General features: G+C 61.5%; 11 protein-coding genes and 1 pseudogene. All 12 read left to right on the top strand.

The window, feature by feature from the left end:
* Window positions 1-8: 8 nt before the first annotated feature.
* A complete protein-coding gene (gene gp10, locus QCE79_RS09785; protein ID WP_309843771.1) occupies window positions 9-326 on the top strand; it encodes a capsid staple protein in 318 nt (105 codons plus the stop codon).
* A gap of 43 nt (window positions 327-369) precedes the next feature.
* Window positions 370-705: an endopeptidase gene (locus tag QCE79_RS09780; RefSeq protein ID WP_309843769.1), complete on the top strand. Its 336-nt coding sequence runs from the start codon at window positions 370-372 to the stop codon at window positions 703-705.
* Window positions 698-1,369 carry a hypothetical protein gene (locus tag QCE79_RS09775; RefSeq protein WP_309843767.1) on the top strand — a complete coding sequence of 224 codons (672 nt, stop codon included), beginning with the start codon at window positions 698-700 and terminating at the stop codon, window positions 1,367-1,369. The genes QCE79_RS09780 and QCE79_RS09775 overlap by 8 nt, the downstream gene beginning before the upstream one ends.
* 12 nt (window positions 1,370-1,381) lie before the next feature.
* On the top strand, window positions 1,382-2,401 hold the full coding sequence (locus tag QCE79_RS09770; RefSeq protein ID WP_309843765.1) for a major capsid protein: 1,020 nt from the start codon (window positions 1,382-1,384) through the stop codon (window positions 2,399-2,401).
* A 64-nt stretch (window positions 2,402-2,465) separates the two neighbouring features.
* Window positions 2,466-2,921, top strand: coding sequence for a Bbp16 family capsid cement protein (locus QCE79_RS09765; RefSeq protein ID WP_309843762.1), 456 nt, complete (start codon window positions 2,466-2,468; stop codon window positions 2,919-2,921).
* A 45-nt stretch (window positions 2,922-2,966) separates the two neighbouring features.
* Window positions 2,967-3,188, top strand: coding sequence for a hypothetical protein (locus QCE79_RS09760; protein ID WP_309843759.1), 222 nt, complete (start codon window positions 2,967-2,969; stop codon window positions 3,186-3,188).
* A gap of 65 nt (window positions 3,189-3,253) precedes the next feature.
* Entirely contained in the window at window positions 3,254-3,913 is a 660-nt protein-coding gene (locus QCE79_RS09755; RefSeq protein WP_309843758.1) for a hypothetical protein, read from the top strand.
* Window positions 3,913-4,209 (top strand): annotated as a pseudogene (locus QCE79_RS09750) (hypothetical protein); the annotation flags it as partial. The gene QCE79_RS09755 and the pseudogene QCE79_RS09750, both read left to right, overlap by 1 nt.
* Window positions 4,210-6,168: 1,959 nt before the next feature.
* Window positions 6,169-6,645 (top strand): hypothetical protein, encoded by a 477-nt coding sequence (locus QCE79_RS09745; RefSeq protein WP_309843756.1) that lies wholly within the window; start codon window positions 6,169-6,171, stop codon window positions 6,643-6,645.
* A complete protein-coding gene (locus tag QCE79_RS09740; RefSeq protein ID WP_309843753.1) occupies window positions 6,645-7,244 on the top strand; it encodes a hypothetical protein in 600 nt (199 codons plus the stop codon). The genes QCE79_RS09745 and QCE79_RS09740 overlap by 1 nt, the downstream gene beginning before the upstream one ends.
* Window positions 7,245-7,337: 93 nt before the next feature.
* Window positions 7,338-9,434, top strand: a complete 2,097-nt coding sequence (locus tag QCE79_RS09735) for a transglycosylase SLT domain-containing protein (RefSeq protein ID WP_309843750.1) — start codon at window positions 7,338-7,340, stop codon at window positions 9,432-9,434.
* The gene (locus tag QCE79_RS09730) at window positions 9,434-15,496 is read left to right on the top strand and encodes a hypothetical protein (protein WP_309843747.1); all 6,063 of its coding nucleotides are present in this window, start codon (window positions 9,434-9,436) and stop codon (window positions 15,494-15,496) included. The genes QCE79_RS09735 and QCE79_RS09730 overlap by 1 nt, the downstream gene beginning before the upstream one ends.
* Window positions 15,497-15,527 lie beyond the last annotated feature (31 nt).

Below are 15,527 nucleotides of genomic sequence, written 5' to 3'. Positions count from 1 at the left end.
GGGCAAACATGATCTCGATGAAACTCACGCCGGCTGAAGCCAAGGCTGAAACGATGCTCGCAGCTCCAAGCGATGCGCCCGAATACCCGTACGGCTTGACGATCTGTCTCGACGACGATGTGCTTGCCAAGCTCGGCATCACCGATCTGTCGCCTGTCGGCGCTGTCTTCATGTTGACGGCGCGCGTCGAAGTCTGCTCAACCAGCCAATACCAGAATCAGGACGGCACGGACAAGAGCATGTCGCTGCAGATCACCGACATGGATCTCGATACGGGTGACGCGCCGCGCTCGACCAACGACATTGCGAACCGCCTATACGGCTGACGCGCACATACCGCAGATAGCCGCCCGTATATTCGCGCACAACATGAGCGACGACTTCAACCCGACCGATCTCAACGCGATCGAAGAACAGCGAGCAACGCAGCGCGAGCAGTCGCGCTTCGATGCGGCGGTCGAACTTGAAGATATTCGCTGGCTCATGAGCAGCAAACGTGGCCGTCGATTGATGTGGCGCCTGCTCGGCGACGCAGGGCTGTACCAGCAGTCTTTCAACGGCAACACGAACTGGTCGATTTTCAACGAAGGGAAACGCAGCATTGCGCTAAGGCTGACCGCCCAGATCCACACGATCGATAACGGCGCCGAGCTCTACGCGCAGATGGCGAACGAAGCGAAGGTAAAGGAAAAACCAAATGGCTGACCCCATCACTGAAGGCCAGACGGACACGGCAAGTACGGCCAGCGACGCGGCAAGCTCCGCGCACGCACCGGAACCCCAAGCAGCGACCCCGGCAACGCAACCGACGGACGGCGCTACGCTGCTCGACGGCGCGGCGAAGCCAGCAGAAGGCGACGCACCGAAGGAAGGCGACAAGCCTGCCGAAGAGGCGAAGCCGATCGAGTACACCGACTTCACGCTGCCCGAAGGCGTCACGCTCAAAGGCGAAGCGCTCGATGAACTGAAAGCGTTCGCGAAAGAGAAGGGTCTTTCGCAGGAAGACGCACAGAAGCTCGTCGACATGGGCGCGAAGCAGTCGCAAGCGTTCACGGCAAGGCTCACCGAACAGGCGCAAGCGCAAGCCGCCGAGTGGGCCACGCAGACGCAAAACGACAAGGAGATCGGCGGCGAGCAGCTGCCCGAGAACCTGGCCGCGGCGAAGCAGGCACTCGACAAGTTTGGTTCCCCCGAACTGAAGTCGCTGTTGAATCAAAGCGGTCTTGGCAATCACCCGGAAGTCGTCCGGTTCATGGTCAAGGCCGGCAAGGCAATCAGTGAGGACGGTCGCATCGTAACGGGCAGCGCCGGCAACAAAAACCGCGCCGACACCCCGATCGCAAACCGTCTCTATCCGAACCAGAAATAAGGGGCGTAAATCATGGCCGTACTTGGCACCAAAAACCCGACGCTGCTCGACGTTGCGAAATCGCTCGATCCGGACGGCAACACCGCCGACGTCGTCGAGCTGTTGAATCAGACGAACGAGATCCTGATCGACATGCCGTGGATGGAAGGCAATCTGTCGACGGGCCACCGCACGACGGTGCGCACCGGCTTGCCGACCGTTATCTGGCGCCGTATGTACGGCGGCGTGCCGGCGAGCAAGTCGACCCGCGCGCAAGTCGATGAAGCCTGCGGCATGCTCGAAGCACGCAGCGAAGTCGATGTGAAGGCCGCAAACCTGAACGGCAATTCGGCATCGTTCCGGTTGTCGGAAGCCAGCGCGTTCCTCGAATCGATGAACCAGACGATGGCGTCGACGTTGTTCTACGGCGACACGACCGTCAACCCGGAACGCTTCACGGGTCTCGCGCCGCGCTTCGGTCAGATCTCGGGCGCACCGAATGCCGACAACGTCATTGATTGCGGCGGCACGGGCTCGAACAACACGTCGGTGTGGCTCGTGACCTGGGGCGATCAGACCGTGACGGGTATTTTCCCGAAGGGCTCGAAGGCCGGGCTCGAACACCAGGATCTTGGCGAGATCGACGCGTTCGACGCAAACAACAACCGCTTCCGCGCGCTCGCAGATCGCTGGGAATGGGATTGCGGTATTGCCGTGAAAGATTGGCGCTACGTCGTGCGCGCGGCAAACATCAACACGACCGATCTGCGCAACACGGCGAGCCCGACGTTCCCTGGCGTGAACGGCACTTCGGCGATCAGCCTGCCGGATCTGTTCATCGAAATGATCTCGCGTATCCCGAATCAGAACATGGGTCGTTCCGTGTTCTACGTGAACCGCCAGATCGCCAAGATGGCACGCCGCCAAGCGATGAACAAGTCGCAAAACGTCTTCGGCATCGAGCAAGCGCAGGGGCAGATCACCACGAACTTCCTCGGCATTCCGATCCGCATGATCGATTCGCTGCTGAACACCGAAGCGCGCGTCGTCTAAGCATCCGCAGAGCGCGAGCCGCCCCGGCGGCTTGCTCTGTTCACAGAACATAGGAGCAGCAACCATGATTCTCGATCAACAAAGCTTGTTCTCGGATGCGCAGGCGATCACCGCGTCGGCCAATTCGAGCAACGTCATCGACACATTGCCGGTAAACACGCCGAACACCCGTTCGGGTATCGGCGACGGCGAAGACATCAGCCTGTTCGCGCAAGTCGGCCCGAACGCGTTCACGGGCGGCACGTCGCTGCAAATCCAGCTCGTGTCGGCGGATGACGCCGCGCTGTCGACCAATGCCCAGGTGCATTACGACACCGGCGCTGTGGTGCTCGCAAACTTGACCGCGAAGGCGCGCCTGATCGGCATCGATCTGCCGTACGGCAAGTTCCGTCGCTACGTCGGCCTGAAGTACACCGTCGTCGGCACGATGACCGCTGGCGTGATCACCGCCGGTCTCGTGAAGGATCTGCAGACGATCAACGGTACGGTCGATTACGCGAAGGGCTACAGCGCCGCGTAACGCGCAGCCGGGCTTCGGCCCGGCTATCTCCTTGGAGCGCAGAGTATGAGCATCAAAGTTATCGCAACTCGTGCCGGGTATTACGGCAGCTATCGCGAGCCGGGCGACGAGTTCGAAATTGCTGACGAGCAAGCCTTCCACGATTCGTGGATGGAAAAGATCGACGGCAAGCGCACGAAGCGCATCGCTGGCGCGGGCGTTCAGACCACCGGCAACAATCCGGTCGGTGCTTCGAAGCCTAACCCCGAGCTCGACCCGCTGGTTTGAGACGGGCCGATAGGTGAGTCGAAACGGGAGCCGTCGTGCTCCTGTTTTTGTTTGAGGGTTTCGCTATGGCTAGTGTCGTGGACATTTGCAATCTTGCTCTCGGGCACTTGGGCGATGACGCCACCGTGTCGAGCATCAGTCCGCCGGAAGGCAGCGCGCAGGCCGAGCACTGCGCCCGTTTCTATCCGATTGCGCGCGATGTGTGTCTTGAAGCCCACGAATGGGGTTTCGCCACCAAACGTGCCGATCTCGCCTTGTTGTCCACCGCCGCGCCGCCCGGCTTTCAGTTCGTCTATCAAGTACCCGCGAACTGTCGCAACATTGTCGACCTGATCGATCCGAACGCGCTCGACGATTACACCTACCATAACCGCGGCGAGCAGTGGCGCAACTCCGCGCGCGAGCCCGTGCCCTACGAGCAAGAGACGCTTGACGACGGTACGCAGGTTATTTACACGAATCTCGAAAACGCCAAGGTTCGATACGTATTCGGTGTCACCGATACGACCAAGTTCAGCGCGCAATTCACCGACGCTTTGGCGTGGCTTCTCGCCGCATACCTGGCCGGTCCGGTGATAAAGGGCGACACCGGTATGCAAATCGGGCAAGCCATGATGAAAGCCTTCGTCGTCAGCATCTCGCAGGCGAAGACAGCCGACGCGAATAGCCGGCAACGCTCGCGAGCACAAAGCGAACGTACCCCTTCTTGGATCGCGAGCCGCTAATGCCGAACGTCCGTAACCTATCGCGCTCGTTCGCCGCTGGCGAGATCACGCCTGAACTCTTCGGGCGCGTTGATCTTGACCAGTTTCAGACGGGGCTCGCGCTGTGCCGCAACTTCATCACGTTACCGCACGGGCCTGCCGCAAACCGCCCCGGCTTCTCGTTCGTGCTTGAAGCCTATGACAGCACGAAACGCACGCGTGTCATTCCGTTCACGTACTCGGTGACGCAGACGATGGTGCTTGAGTTCGGCGCGGGCTACGTACGGTTTCACACCGGCGGCGCAACACTGCTTGAAACATCGAAAAACGCGATCGTCTCGGGCAATACCGTCGCGGCGCCTGCGCACGGCTATGCCTCGGGCGATTGGGTATTCGTGTCGACCAACAACGTGTCCGTGTGGGGCATTGCCAACAATGTAACCGGATCAAGCTTTCAGCTTGTTTCGCCCGCGGGCGCGATACTCGATCTGACACGTGTTGCGGGCAGCGCGGCTGTGGCGCGCGTCTATCAGATCGCTACACCGTATTCCGAATCGGACATTTTCGATTTGCACTATGTGCAGTCAGCCGATGTGCTGACAATCACGCATCCAAGCTATTTGCCGAAAGAACTGCGGCGCTTGGGCGCGGCGAATTGGGCGCTGACCGATATCAGCTTCGTGTCGGCTATGAGCGCCCCGGCCGTCTGCGCTGCCACGCCGCATACGGGATCGAGCGGCACGCCGAACAACGTGGAATACGACTACGTCGCCACCGCGCTTTCGTCGACCGGCGAAGAATCTCTGCCATCGCCAATAGGCAGCTGCATGAACGACATCACGCTCGTCGGTTATGTGAACGTCGTCACGTGGACGTCGGTTGCTGGCGCCACGCGGTACAACGTGTACCGCAAGTACCAGGGCATCTACGCATTTATCGGACAAACAGAAGATCTGACGATCACGGACAACAACATCACGCCTGATACCGGCACGACACCGCCCGAGCTGGCGAATCCGTTCAACGGCCCCGGCAACTATCCGGCGGTGGTCGGTTATCACCAGCAGCGCCGCGTGTTCGCAAGCACGGTGAACCTGCCGCAAACGGTCTGGATGACGCGCACGGGTACTGAGTCGAACCTGTCGGCCAGCACACCGTCGCGCGACACCGACGCCCTGAATTATCGGATCGCCGCACGCGAAGCGAACACGATCCGCCATATCGTTCCCCTATCAGAGCTCGTGCTGCTCACGTCAAGCGCCGAATGGGCGGTGACGGCGAACGGCTCTGCGACACAGGCGATCACACCGAGCACATTGTCCGTACAGCCGCAGGGCTACACGGGTGCTTCCAACGTTGTGCCCGTGACGGTAAGCAACTCGCTCTTGTATTCAATGGCAATGGGCGGGCATGTCGGCGAGATGACGTACAACTATTACGCAGGCGGGTATGTCACGCAGGACATCAGCGTAATGGCGCCGCATCTGTTTGACTTTCGCACTATATCGGATATGGCGTACGCCAAGGCGCCGTACCCGATCGTGTGGTGCGTATCGTCTGACGGCACTCTGCTTGGGCTGACTTATTCGCCCGCGCACAAGGTTTCCGCGTGGCACCACCACGACACCGACGGCCAATTCGAATCGGTATGCGTTGTCACAGAAGGCAACGAGTCAGTGCTTTACGTTGTGGTGAACCGCGTAATCGCAGGACGCCAGGTGCGCTATATCGAGCGCATGCACACACGCCAGGTCGATGCGCTAACCGACAGTTTTTTCGTGGATTGCGGCACGCTCGTCAGCGGCACTAACATCGCGACGGTCGGCGGTCTTGACTACATCGAAGGGAAGACGGTGAGTATTCTTGTCGACGGCGCTGTTCAGCCGCAACAAACCGTCACGAATGGCGTCGTCACCCTGTCGCACCCCGGCGGCGTTGTTGCGGTCGGCCTGCCCATTACCGCGGATCTACAGACATTGCCTTTTTCGTTTGCAACCGAAGGATACGGACAAGGCCGCACGAAAAACATCAATAAGGTCTGGCTGCGAGTACATAACTCGTCAGGTATTTTCGCTGGCCCGAGCTTCGACAAACTTACGCAATTCAAGCAACGCAAGGCCGAGCCATTCGGCACGCCGCCGGCGATGGTGACGGGCGAGATCGAGATAACGTTGACGCCATCATGGCAGCAAGACGGCTCGGTGTGCATCCGACAAACGGACCCGCTGCCGGTGATCGTCGCGTCAATGACCATCGAAGCAGCAATCGGAGGGTAGATGGCGAAGCTGATCGTCCGCGAAATCCGCGAAGGCGATATTGAGCACATCGCCGCGTATATGCGCCCGGCGGATCTTGACGAGGTCGAAGCGGGTACTGGCGTGCGCGAAGCACTCGCGGTCCTGCAAGTCGGCGTCCAATCCTCTAGCCCGTGTTGGACGATCGAGGTCGGCGGGGAACCTGCCGGCATTTTCGGCGCGTCGCCCACCGCCCCAACGTTGCTCGTACCGAGCGTCGGCGCCGTCTGGATGCTCGGCACACCGATGCTCGAACGAGCGCCGAAGCAGCTCACAAAGCTTGGTCGCACATACGTGCGGCGTATGGCGGAACAATACGGCACGCTGATGAACTTCGTCGACGCGCGCAACCTTAAATCGATTCACTGGCTCGCGCGGCTTGGGTTCACGGTACAACGCGAGACGGTGCCGTACGGTCCGTTTGGCCTACCCTTCCATCGATTTGGGATGAATCAATAATGTGCGTGCCCGTTGAAAGCGCGACAACCGGTTCGGGCGCGCCGTACGGCTTCGGCGGATCTTCGGCCAGCCCGAGTGTGGTCACGCCGGGCAATGCGACACTTGCGCTCGGTGCAGCGGGCGGGGCGCTGAAACTGTTCTCCGCGCTTACGACCGCTGGCGCCACGCGCACAGCCGAAGACGCGCAAGCCGATGCCGCCGCAACTAACGCCCTAATCGCCGAGCGCGCTGCAGCAAGCGCAATCAGTAGCGGACAAGCACAGGCGTCTGACGTCTCGATCAGGGGCGCGCAGACGATCGCTACGCAGCGTGCGGCGCTCGCGGCAAACGGCGTCGATCTGAATTCAGGTACCGCTGCGAGCTTGCAGGCATCGACGAAGTACGTCACCGACCAGAACGTCGACACGATCACGGCGAACGCTGCGCGCGCCGCGATGGGTTACACCACACAGTCAAACGACTACGCCGACAAGGCGGGCAGTCTTCGCGCCGCAGCCGGCTCGGTCAGCTCTGTAACTGCCGGGGCGACGTCGCTACTTACGAGCGCCACAAGCGTCGCCTCGGACTGGTACCGCAATCAACGCGTGGGGGTAGTGTAAATGCCGGTCGTTCCGACACTCGACCCATCTCAGCGAATCACGCCGACCACCGATTCGGCGACGCCCGTCACGTCTGGCGCATCTGCGGATCTTATGACGCAGGGCACGCGCCAGATCGGGCAGCTCGGTGATGCGCTCGGTCAGGCAGCGAACGCGCAGTCGCAGATGGCGATCGACGCGCAGAATCTCGCGAATCAGACGCGCGTGAACGATGCACTGAACCAGCTGAAGACACAACAGCAGGATCTGATGTACAACCCGCAGACCGGCGTGCAGGCGCAGACCGGGCTCAAGGCTATTCAGCGCGACAGCGGTATGTCGCTTGCCGATGAATACACCGGCAAGCTGACCGATTCGGCCGCGCAGATCAGCAGCGGCTTGGCAAACCCGGTGCAGCAGCGCTTGTTTCAGGAGCAGGCCGCAGGGATCACGTCGCAGTTCCACGGCGCGACGACGCAATGGGAAGGGCAGCAATTCAAGTCGTACGCGCTGTCGACGCAAGATGGCACGATCAAGCTCGCGACGAACCAGATCGGACTTTATTACAACGACCCCGATGCGATCGACGCAAATCTCAAGACGATCAAGGCCGCTGTGTACCAGGCCGGTCAGATCAATGGCAGCGCCGCCACCGAGATTGAGGCGAACCAGCGCACGATGACGAGCAACGCGCTGTCGGCGGCTGTCGACACGGCGCTGCAGCAAGGGCAGATCACGTACGCGAATGGGCTTGTCCAGAAATACGGCAAGGACATGACCGCCGACGACATGCTCAAGATCAACGGGAAGATGAACTCTTTCCTTGGCGCGCAGGCCGCGTCGAATGTCGTTGCTCGTGTATTCGCGCAGGCAGGCCCGGCACTCTCGAATAGCCCGTTCGACAAGATGGTGTCGATCACCGCGGCGTCAGAATCGGGCGGCAAAGAGAACAACGCCGACGGCTCGACTGTCACATCGGCCAAGGGCGCGCAAGGCGTGATGCAAGTCATGCCCACGACCAACACCGACCCCGGCTTCGGCGTCAAACCTGCGCAAGACAATTCGCCCGGCGAGCGAGCGCGCGTCGGCCGCGACTATCTGCAGGCGATGCTCGCGCATTACGGCGGCGATCCGTCGAAGGCGTGGGCGGCATATAACGCCGGCCCCGGCACGCTCGACGCTGCAATGCAGAAGGCGAACGCCGCAGGCGCGCCCGGTAACTGGCTCACGTACATGCCGAAGGAAACACAGAATTACGTGCAGACCAACGTCGCCGCGCTTCAGCAGAACAACACCGCACAGCGCCCGTCGAAGCTCGACGTGATCAATGCCGTGCGCGCCGATCCTGTCCTGCAGCAGAAGCCGGAATGGATGCAGCACGCCGTCACGCAAGCCGGGCAGCAATACGACGAGCAGACGGAAGCGATCAAGCAGCAAGACGCGTCGAATCTCGCCGGCGTATTCCGCACGCTCGCGTCGAACCGCGGCAACATTAACGCCGTGTCGCCGGCGGATCTCGCAAAGGTCAACCCTGACGATCTGCCGAAGGTCATGTCGTACGCCAAGCAGATGAACGAGGGTGTCAACACAACGAACACCGCGCTTTATCAGACGTACATCACATCGCCGAACATCATGTCGAAGATGTCGAACGACCAGTGGCAGACGCAGGCTCCGAACTTCAGCGAAGGCGACTTCAAGCACCTGACGCAGATTCGCGCCGATCTGATCAACGGCACGGGCACGAACTCACCAAATAGCCTGAACACTGGCGCAATGACGCAGACGCTGAATCAGCGCCTGACGATGATCGGCATTAATCCGAGCCCGTCGCTCACTGGTCTGAGCAAAGACGTCGAAGGTGCCGAGCGCGTCGGCGCGATCCGGCAGTTCGTGACGAACTCGATCCTTGACGCGCAGAAGGAAGCTGGAAAGAAGTTCAGCGAATCCGAAATCACCGACCACATTGACGGCCTGTTCACGAAGTCGCTCACGTTCCGCAATCAGCTCGTGATCGGTCCGCTGTCGTTCCAACGTGCCGACTCGACCGTGAACATGATGCAGATGACGAAAGATCAGATCCCGGATGACGTCTTGCCGCTGCTCAAGTCGGACTTCGCCAAGCGCGGCGTTCCGAATCCGACGAACGGCCAGCTGCTCGGCGCGTACTGGACGATGAAAACGATGTCGCAAAAACTTTCGAGCAATTAATGGCCGATCTGACCGTTCCGAAGACCAGCACCATCAACAACCAGTTCACGCCGGATAGCGCATCGAGCTCGCCGAGCACCGACGGACCGATCGCCGCGCCGCGCGCGACGCCAGCGCCCGTCGTCGATACGGGTGCGGCAGTCGATGGTTACCTGCACAACACAGCGCAGGGCGCGCAAGCGAATCTCGCCATCGCGTTCGGCGCGAATCCCGATTACGAAGCAGAACTCTCGCGGCTGTCGAAGCAGACGGGCGTGCCCATCGACAGCGCGCGCAAGTTCCCGGATCAGGTCAAGCAACAGGCGGCGATCAGCGGCATCGACTTCCAGCGCATGGCCGCACAATTCCCGAGCACGGCGGCGTTCTATCAGAACCAAGGCAATGCGAATGTCGCGCACGATGACGTCGACGCGCTGCAGAACGTCGAGCACGCCACTTACGGCTTGACGCCGAAGTCGCTTTTCTCGATCCCGTCGCAAGGCCCGGCACCGACGCCGCGCTCGACCTTCGTCGGCCCGAACGAGCAGATGGTCGATGACGTCGACGCGCAGACGCGCCAGGTTATTAGCCCGCCGCAGATGGGCTCGATCGTGCCCGACAACTCCTCGCTGCCATTTCGCACGCGCATCACCGATTGGGCGCGTGGTCTGCTCGGCATGGGGCCGGGCGAAGGCAATGCGCAAGGTGCGGGCGGCGCACAAGCGTTCATCCAGCAGTATGCGAAAGATAACGGCGTACCAGTCGGCGACATGCGCGACGCGGTCGGCGGCATGTCGGAAGTGCCGACGCAGTTCGCGCAGGGCTTCTATAACTCGTTCCTTGCCGGGCTTGCTCCGGACGAGAACGGCCCCGCGCAAACGACGGCGGGCGGCATTGCGAGCGGCGTCGGCAACCTGGCTGGCTTCGTTGCCGGCGCGCCTCTGAAGCTCGCGGGCGCGGCAGTCGAACGTCTGCCGGGGCTGACGCACGTCGCAGGCGAATCTTTCGCCAAAGGGCTCGCGCGCGACGTCGGCGCGCAGGCCACGACGCTCGGGCTGGCTAGTGCGATCACCGCGACCGGCCAGGCGCTCGACCAGAGCACGCCGAGCGCAGCGCTCGCAACGCTCGGCATGGCCGGGCTGCACGGCGCGGAGATGGGCGCGGTGTTCGGTGGCGCCGGCCGCGTGCTGCCCGACAACACCGTCGTGCAGACGCTCGCGCGCGCGGTCGGTGTCAATGCGCTCATGGATGCGATCCAAGGCACAAACCCGCTCGACAATCGCCCGACCGCGCAGAAGATCTTCGACTATGGTCTGAACACGATTTTTGCGATGCACGGCGCTGGCCGCGCGACGGGTGGCTGGCTGCGCGACGCGGCGCGCGCCGAGACGGCGGTTAGCGACGGCGCAAACCTGCAGAATCTGGTCGACGCGTCGGCGCAATCGAAACTGCGCGAGCGCGACCCCGACACGTTCCGCGACTTCGTCGCACAGGCGAACGACGGCAGTCCGGTGCAGAACGTCTACGTCGACGGCGGCACGCTGACGAACGCACTTGCGCAATCCGGCATCAAGATGGCCGACATCGAGCGCACGATGCCCGACGTCGCCAAGCAGATCCCCGAGGCGCTCGTGACAGGCGGCGACGTCACGATCCCGATCGCCGACTACATGGCGCACCTGGCCGGCAGCAAGGCGCAAGACGGACTCATGCCGCACCTGAAGACAGACCCGGAAGGCATGACGTTTCAGGAAGCAAACGAATTCCACCAGTCGGCGGTCGATCAGTTCACGCGCGCGGCGCAGCAGACCATCGTCGACCGGGGCAACGACGACGCGGTCGCGCAGTCGGCGAGCGTTGTGCACGATGACGTGCTGCGCCAGCTCGGTGAGGCGAACCGTTTCACGCCCGACGTGAACAAGACTTATGCTGCGCTCGTGCGCGACACGTACACCGCCGCCGCCGCGCGCGCTGGCGTCACGCCAGAAGCGATGTATCAGCGCTATCCGCTGCGCATTGCGGCCGAGGGCGTAACGGGCGCGAACACTGTTGAGCAGACCTTGCCTCGAAACATCTTTCGAGAGGATTCTGTTGAGGACTCTGATGGGAAGATAGTTCCGGGATTCCACGCAGAAACCGACGGCGTTTCCATGACTCTTGCCCGAAACGGTGATGAGTTGCACCCGACATGGGTAGATAACGGCGGGGTGGAGCGAAGCGGAAAAATCACCGCGCTATACGAACGCGCCATCGAACTAGCAAAACGAGAAGGATTGTCGTTTGTCTCCGATAACTCCGTTACGGCCGATGCCGCACGTGTGTACGATGCTCTTAAACGCCGAGGCTACTCGGTGGAACGTAACTCGCAGGCGCGGCTTGCGGAACGACCCGAAGTAACGACGCCTCGCTGGTTGACAGACGACGGCTCGCCGGTGTTTCGCGTTTCATCGGGCAATGAGGTAAATCAAGGTGCGCGCGGAAAGCTCTCCTTTGCCGACGGCATCAGCAGCGCACCGAGCACGATTACGCTGAATAAAGACGCCGATCTGTCGACGTTCACGCACGAGCTCGGGCACTTCCAACTTGAGATGCTGTCGCACCTGTCTCGCGACGGCGCGCTGCCGGATGTGGCCGCAGACTTCAAGGCCGTGACCGACTGGTTCGGCACGACGCCCGAGAAGTGGCGCGAAATGTCGCTCGACGAAAAACGCCCGATGCACGAGCAATTCGCGCGCGGCTTCGAAGCATACCTGTTCGAAGGCAAGGCGCCGAGCGCCGAGCTGCGCGGCGTCTTTCAGAAGGTGCGGGCGTGGATGGTGAACGTCTATCGTTCGCTGCGCGCGCTGAACGTCGAGCTGTCGCCAGAAGTGCGCGGCGTGTTCGACCGCCTGCTTGCGACGAATGACGCGATCCGCAGCGCCGAAGCCGAGCGCGCGTACATGCCGATGTTCGCGACACCGGAAGAAGCGGGCATGACGCCCGAACAGTTCGCCGATTACCACAAGCTCGGGCACGAAGCCACGCTCGAAGCGTCGGACGAACTGAGCGCGCGCACGCTGCGTGACATGCGCTTCGCCGATAACTCGAAGATCCGCGCGCTGCGCGAAATCCAGAAAGATGTCGCCGCGAAGCGCCGCGAGACACGCGCCGAAGTCGAAGCGCAAGTCGCGGCCGAGCCGGTGTATCGCGCGCAGGATTTTCTGAAGAAAGAAAAAGGCGCGGACCGCGAAGCGGTTGCGGAACAGTTTGGCTTCAGCTCGGCCGACGAAATGCAACAGAAGCTTGACGCAGCCGAGCCGATGAAAGCCGTGATCGACGCGGTCACCGATCAGCGCATGCTCGAAAAGTACGGCGATATCACCGACCCGGCCGCGATGAACCGCGCTGCGAATGAAGCGATCCATAACGAGGTGTGCACGCGCTTCATCGCGACCGAACTGAAGGCGCTTGCGAAGGCGACCGGTCCGGTGCGCGAGCTCGAACGTGCCGCGCGCGAAGTCGCGCAGAACACGATCGCAAACAAGAAAGTGCGCGAGATCAGCGCGGCAAAATATGCCACCGCCGAGACACGCGCCGCGAAGCTGGCTGATGCCGCGCTGCGCAAGGGCGATCTCGCCGAAGCCGCCGCGCAGAAGCGCAATCAGCTCCTGAACAATCAGCTCGAAAAAGCCGCGCGCGCCGCCGCAACCGAAGTCACGAAGGGCATCGGCTATCTGCGCAAGTTCGACACACCAAGCAAAACGCTCGATCCCGACTACCGCGGACAGATTGAGTCGCTGCTCGACCGGTTCGATCTGCGCTCGTCGACAACCGGCAAAGACATCGCACGCCGCGAAAGCCTAGTGAAATGGGTCGAAGCGCGCACCAATGAAGGCACACCGCCGATCATTCCTGAAGCGCTGCTGAACGAAGCGTATCGGAAGTCCTACAAAGACATGACGATCGACGAGATGCGCGGCCTGATCGACTCAGTGCGCAACATCGAGCACCTGGGCAGATTGAAGCAGAAGCTGCTCACACTGGCGGATAAGCGCGAATTCAACGGGTTCATAGAGGAAGCCGTCGGCACGATTGAGGAGAACGCAAAAAAGACGCTGCCCGATAAGATCGAGTCGAACCAGCTCGCCGACAAAGTTAAGGCGAAGGCGAATCGTTTCCTCGCTGATCACCGCACGCTTTCGAGCTTATTGCAGCAGATGGACGGCAAGGATGGCGGCTTCCTATGGGACAAGATCGTGCGGCCGATGAACGAGCGCGGCGATTGGGAAGCGCGCCGGCGCAGCGAGGCAACCAAGGCGCTGCGCGAGATTTTCGACCCGATCGTGAAGAAAGGCGATTTGCGCACGAAGACCTTCATCCCCGAGATCAACAACAGTCTGTCCAAGGAAGGGCGCCTGGCCGTGGCCTTGAATTGGGGCAACGAGACGAATCAACGTCGCGTGCTGACGGGCGACAAATGGACGCCCGCGCAGGCTCAGGCAATTCTCAAAACGCTGTCGAAGGAAGACTGGCAATTCGTTCAAAAGGTATGGGATCACGTCAACACCTATTGGCCCGAGATTGCCGAGAAGCAATACCGTGTCACGGGCGTGCGGCCGGAAAAGGTCGAAGCGCAGTCTTTCATCAACCCGCACGGCGAGACGATGCGCGGCGGCTATTACCCGATCAAGTACGATCCGGTGCGCTCGACGCGGGCTGAAGAGCACGAAGAAACGGCAACGCTGAAGCAGATGCTCGGCGGCGCCGTCACGCGCGCGACAACGCGCCGTGGCTTCACTGAATCGCGCGTCGAAGACGTGAATCGCCCGGTGCGCAAGGATCTCGGTGTTATCACGCAGCACGTCGAAGAAGTGCTGCACGATTTAGCCTGGCACGAGTGGCTGATCGACACGAACCGCGTGCTCGGCAGCGGGCGCTTTGGCGACGCCGTGCGCGCGCATTACGGCCCTGAAGTTCTCTCGACCATGAAGGAAACCGCCAAGTCCATCGCGCTCGGCGATGTGGCATCGAAGCATGCGATGGACGCTGCGCTGGCGTTCCTGCGCAAAGGCACGATCGTGTCGCGGCTCGGGTTCAACGTCATCAGCGCGCTGAAGCAGTTCGGCGGCTTCGGTCCGACTGCCGCGCTGATCGGGCCAGGCTACATGCGCCGCGGCTTGATCGAATACATGGGTTCCGCATTCCAGCGCCAGCACGTGACCGACGCCGTCTATGGAAAATCAGACTTCATGCGCCTGCGCGGCCAGACGCTTAACCGCGACATCCGCGAAGTGCGCAACCAGATCGACGCCGGATCGCATCCGCTGATCGAGACGATCAGTCAGACGCTGCCCGCCGCGCAGCGCACTGTGCCGGTGATCGATGCGGTGAAAGACAGCTATTTGTGGATGATCGAATATTCGCAGCGTCACGTCGACGTGCCATCGTGGCTCGGCGCATATCGCAAGGGGCTTGACGACTTCGCCGGAGACGAAGCGAAAGCCGTTTCTTATGCCGACCAGGTCGTGCGCGATTCGCAAGGTTCGGGGCTAATCGCCGACCAGCCGCAGATCATGCGCGGCGGTCAGTTCGCGAAGTTGTTCACGACCTTCTATTCGGCGTTGAACGCTCAATACAACCTGCTTGCGAAAGCCAAGGGGCAGGGCGGCGTCGCGCGCCTCGCATCGGCGTACATGATCGCGATTGCGCTGCCTTCACTCTACACGGCAGCTGTCGCGAACCTGCGCGGGCATCAAGGTAACGGCGATGATTGGCAGATGCAGATGGGCGTCGATTATTTCCAAGAACTGCTCGGCAATACGCTCGGTATGGGCGTTGGTGTGCGCGAGTTGTCCAGCATCCTGCAGGGTTTTGATTACACCGGACCGACGCCGCTCACACCGATTGCAGATCTTGGGCAGTTCGTCAAACAGGCGAAGAAGGGCGAAGTGTCTGAAGGCGGCATCCGCGCGGCAAACAAGTTGGCCGGCGATGTTCTGCACTACCCGGCCGGGCTGCTTGATCGTGTCGCCGAAGGCTATCTCGCCTGGCAGAACGGTGATGCGAGCGCCGCGGCGATGATCGTCGGCAAGCCGACAAAGTGAGCGCACATACCGGGTAAACGTGCGCTGACAA

Source organism: Caballeronia sp. LZ003 (assembly GCF_031451465.1).
Classification (GTDB): domain Bacteria; phylum Pseudomonadota; class Gammaproteobacteria; order Burkholderiales; family Burkholderiaceae; genus Caballeronia.
Note: the sequence above shows the minus strand (reverse complement) of the source record. Positions and strands in the feature narration are given on the sequence as shown.

Coding starts and splice junctions, on each gene's coding strand:
- QCE79_RS09740 (WP_309843753.1), top strand. CDS start 6,645: ATGTGCGTGCCCGTTGAAAGCGCGACAACCGGTTCGGGCGCGCCGTAC.
- QCE79_RS09760 (WP_309843759.1), top strand. CDS start 2,967: ATGAGCATCAAAGTTATCGCAACTCGTGCCGGGTATTACGGCAGCTAT.
- QCE79_RS09730 (WP_309843747.1), top strand. CDS start 9,434: ATGGCCGATCTGACCGTTCCGAAGACCAGCACCATCAACAACCAGTTC.
- gp10 (WP_309843771.1), top strand. CDS start 9: ATGATCTCGATGAAACTCACGCCGGCTGAAGCCAAGGCTGAAACGATG.
- QCE79_RS09780 (WP_309843769.1), top strand. CDS start 370: ATGAGCGACGACTTCAACCCGACCGATCTCAACGCGATCGAAGAACAG.
- QCE79_RS09755 (WP_309843758.1), top strand. CDS start 3,254: ATGGCTAGTGTCGTGGACATTTGCAATCTTGCTCTCGGGCACTTGGGC.
- QCE79_RS09745 (WP_309843756.1), top strand. CDS start 6,169: ATGGCGAAGCTGATCGTCCGCGAAATCCGCGAAGGCGATATTGAGCAC.
- QCE79_RS09770 (WP_309843765.1), top strand. CDS start 1,382: ATGGCCGTACTTGGCACCAAAAACCCGACGCTGCTCGACGTTGCGAAA.
- QCE79_RS09765 (WP_309843762.1), top strand. CDS start 2,466: ATGATTCTCGATCAACAAAGCTTGTTCTCGGATGCGCAGGCGATCACC.
- QCE79_RS09775 (WP_309843767.1), top strand. CDS start 698: ATGGCTGACCCCATCACTGAAGGCCAGACGGACACGGCAAGTACGGCC.
- QCE79_RS09735 (WP_309843750.1), top strand. CDS start 7,338: ATGACGCAGGGCACGCGCCAGATCGGGCAGCTCGGTGATGCGCTCGGT.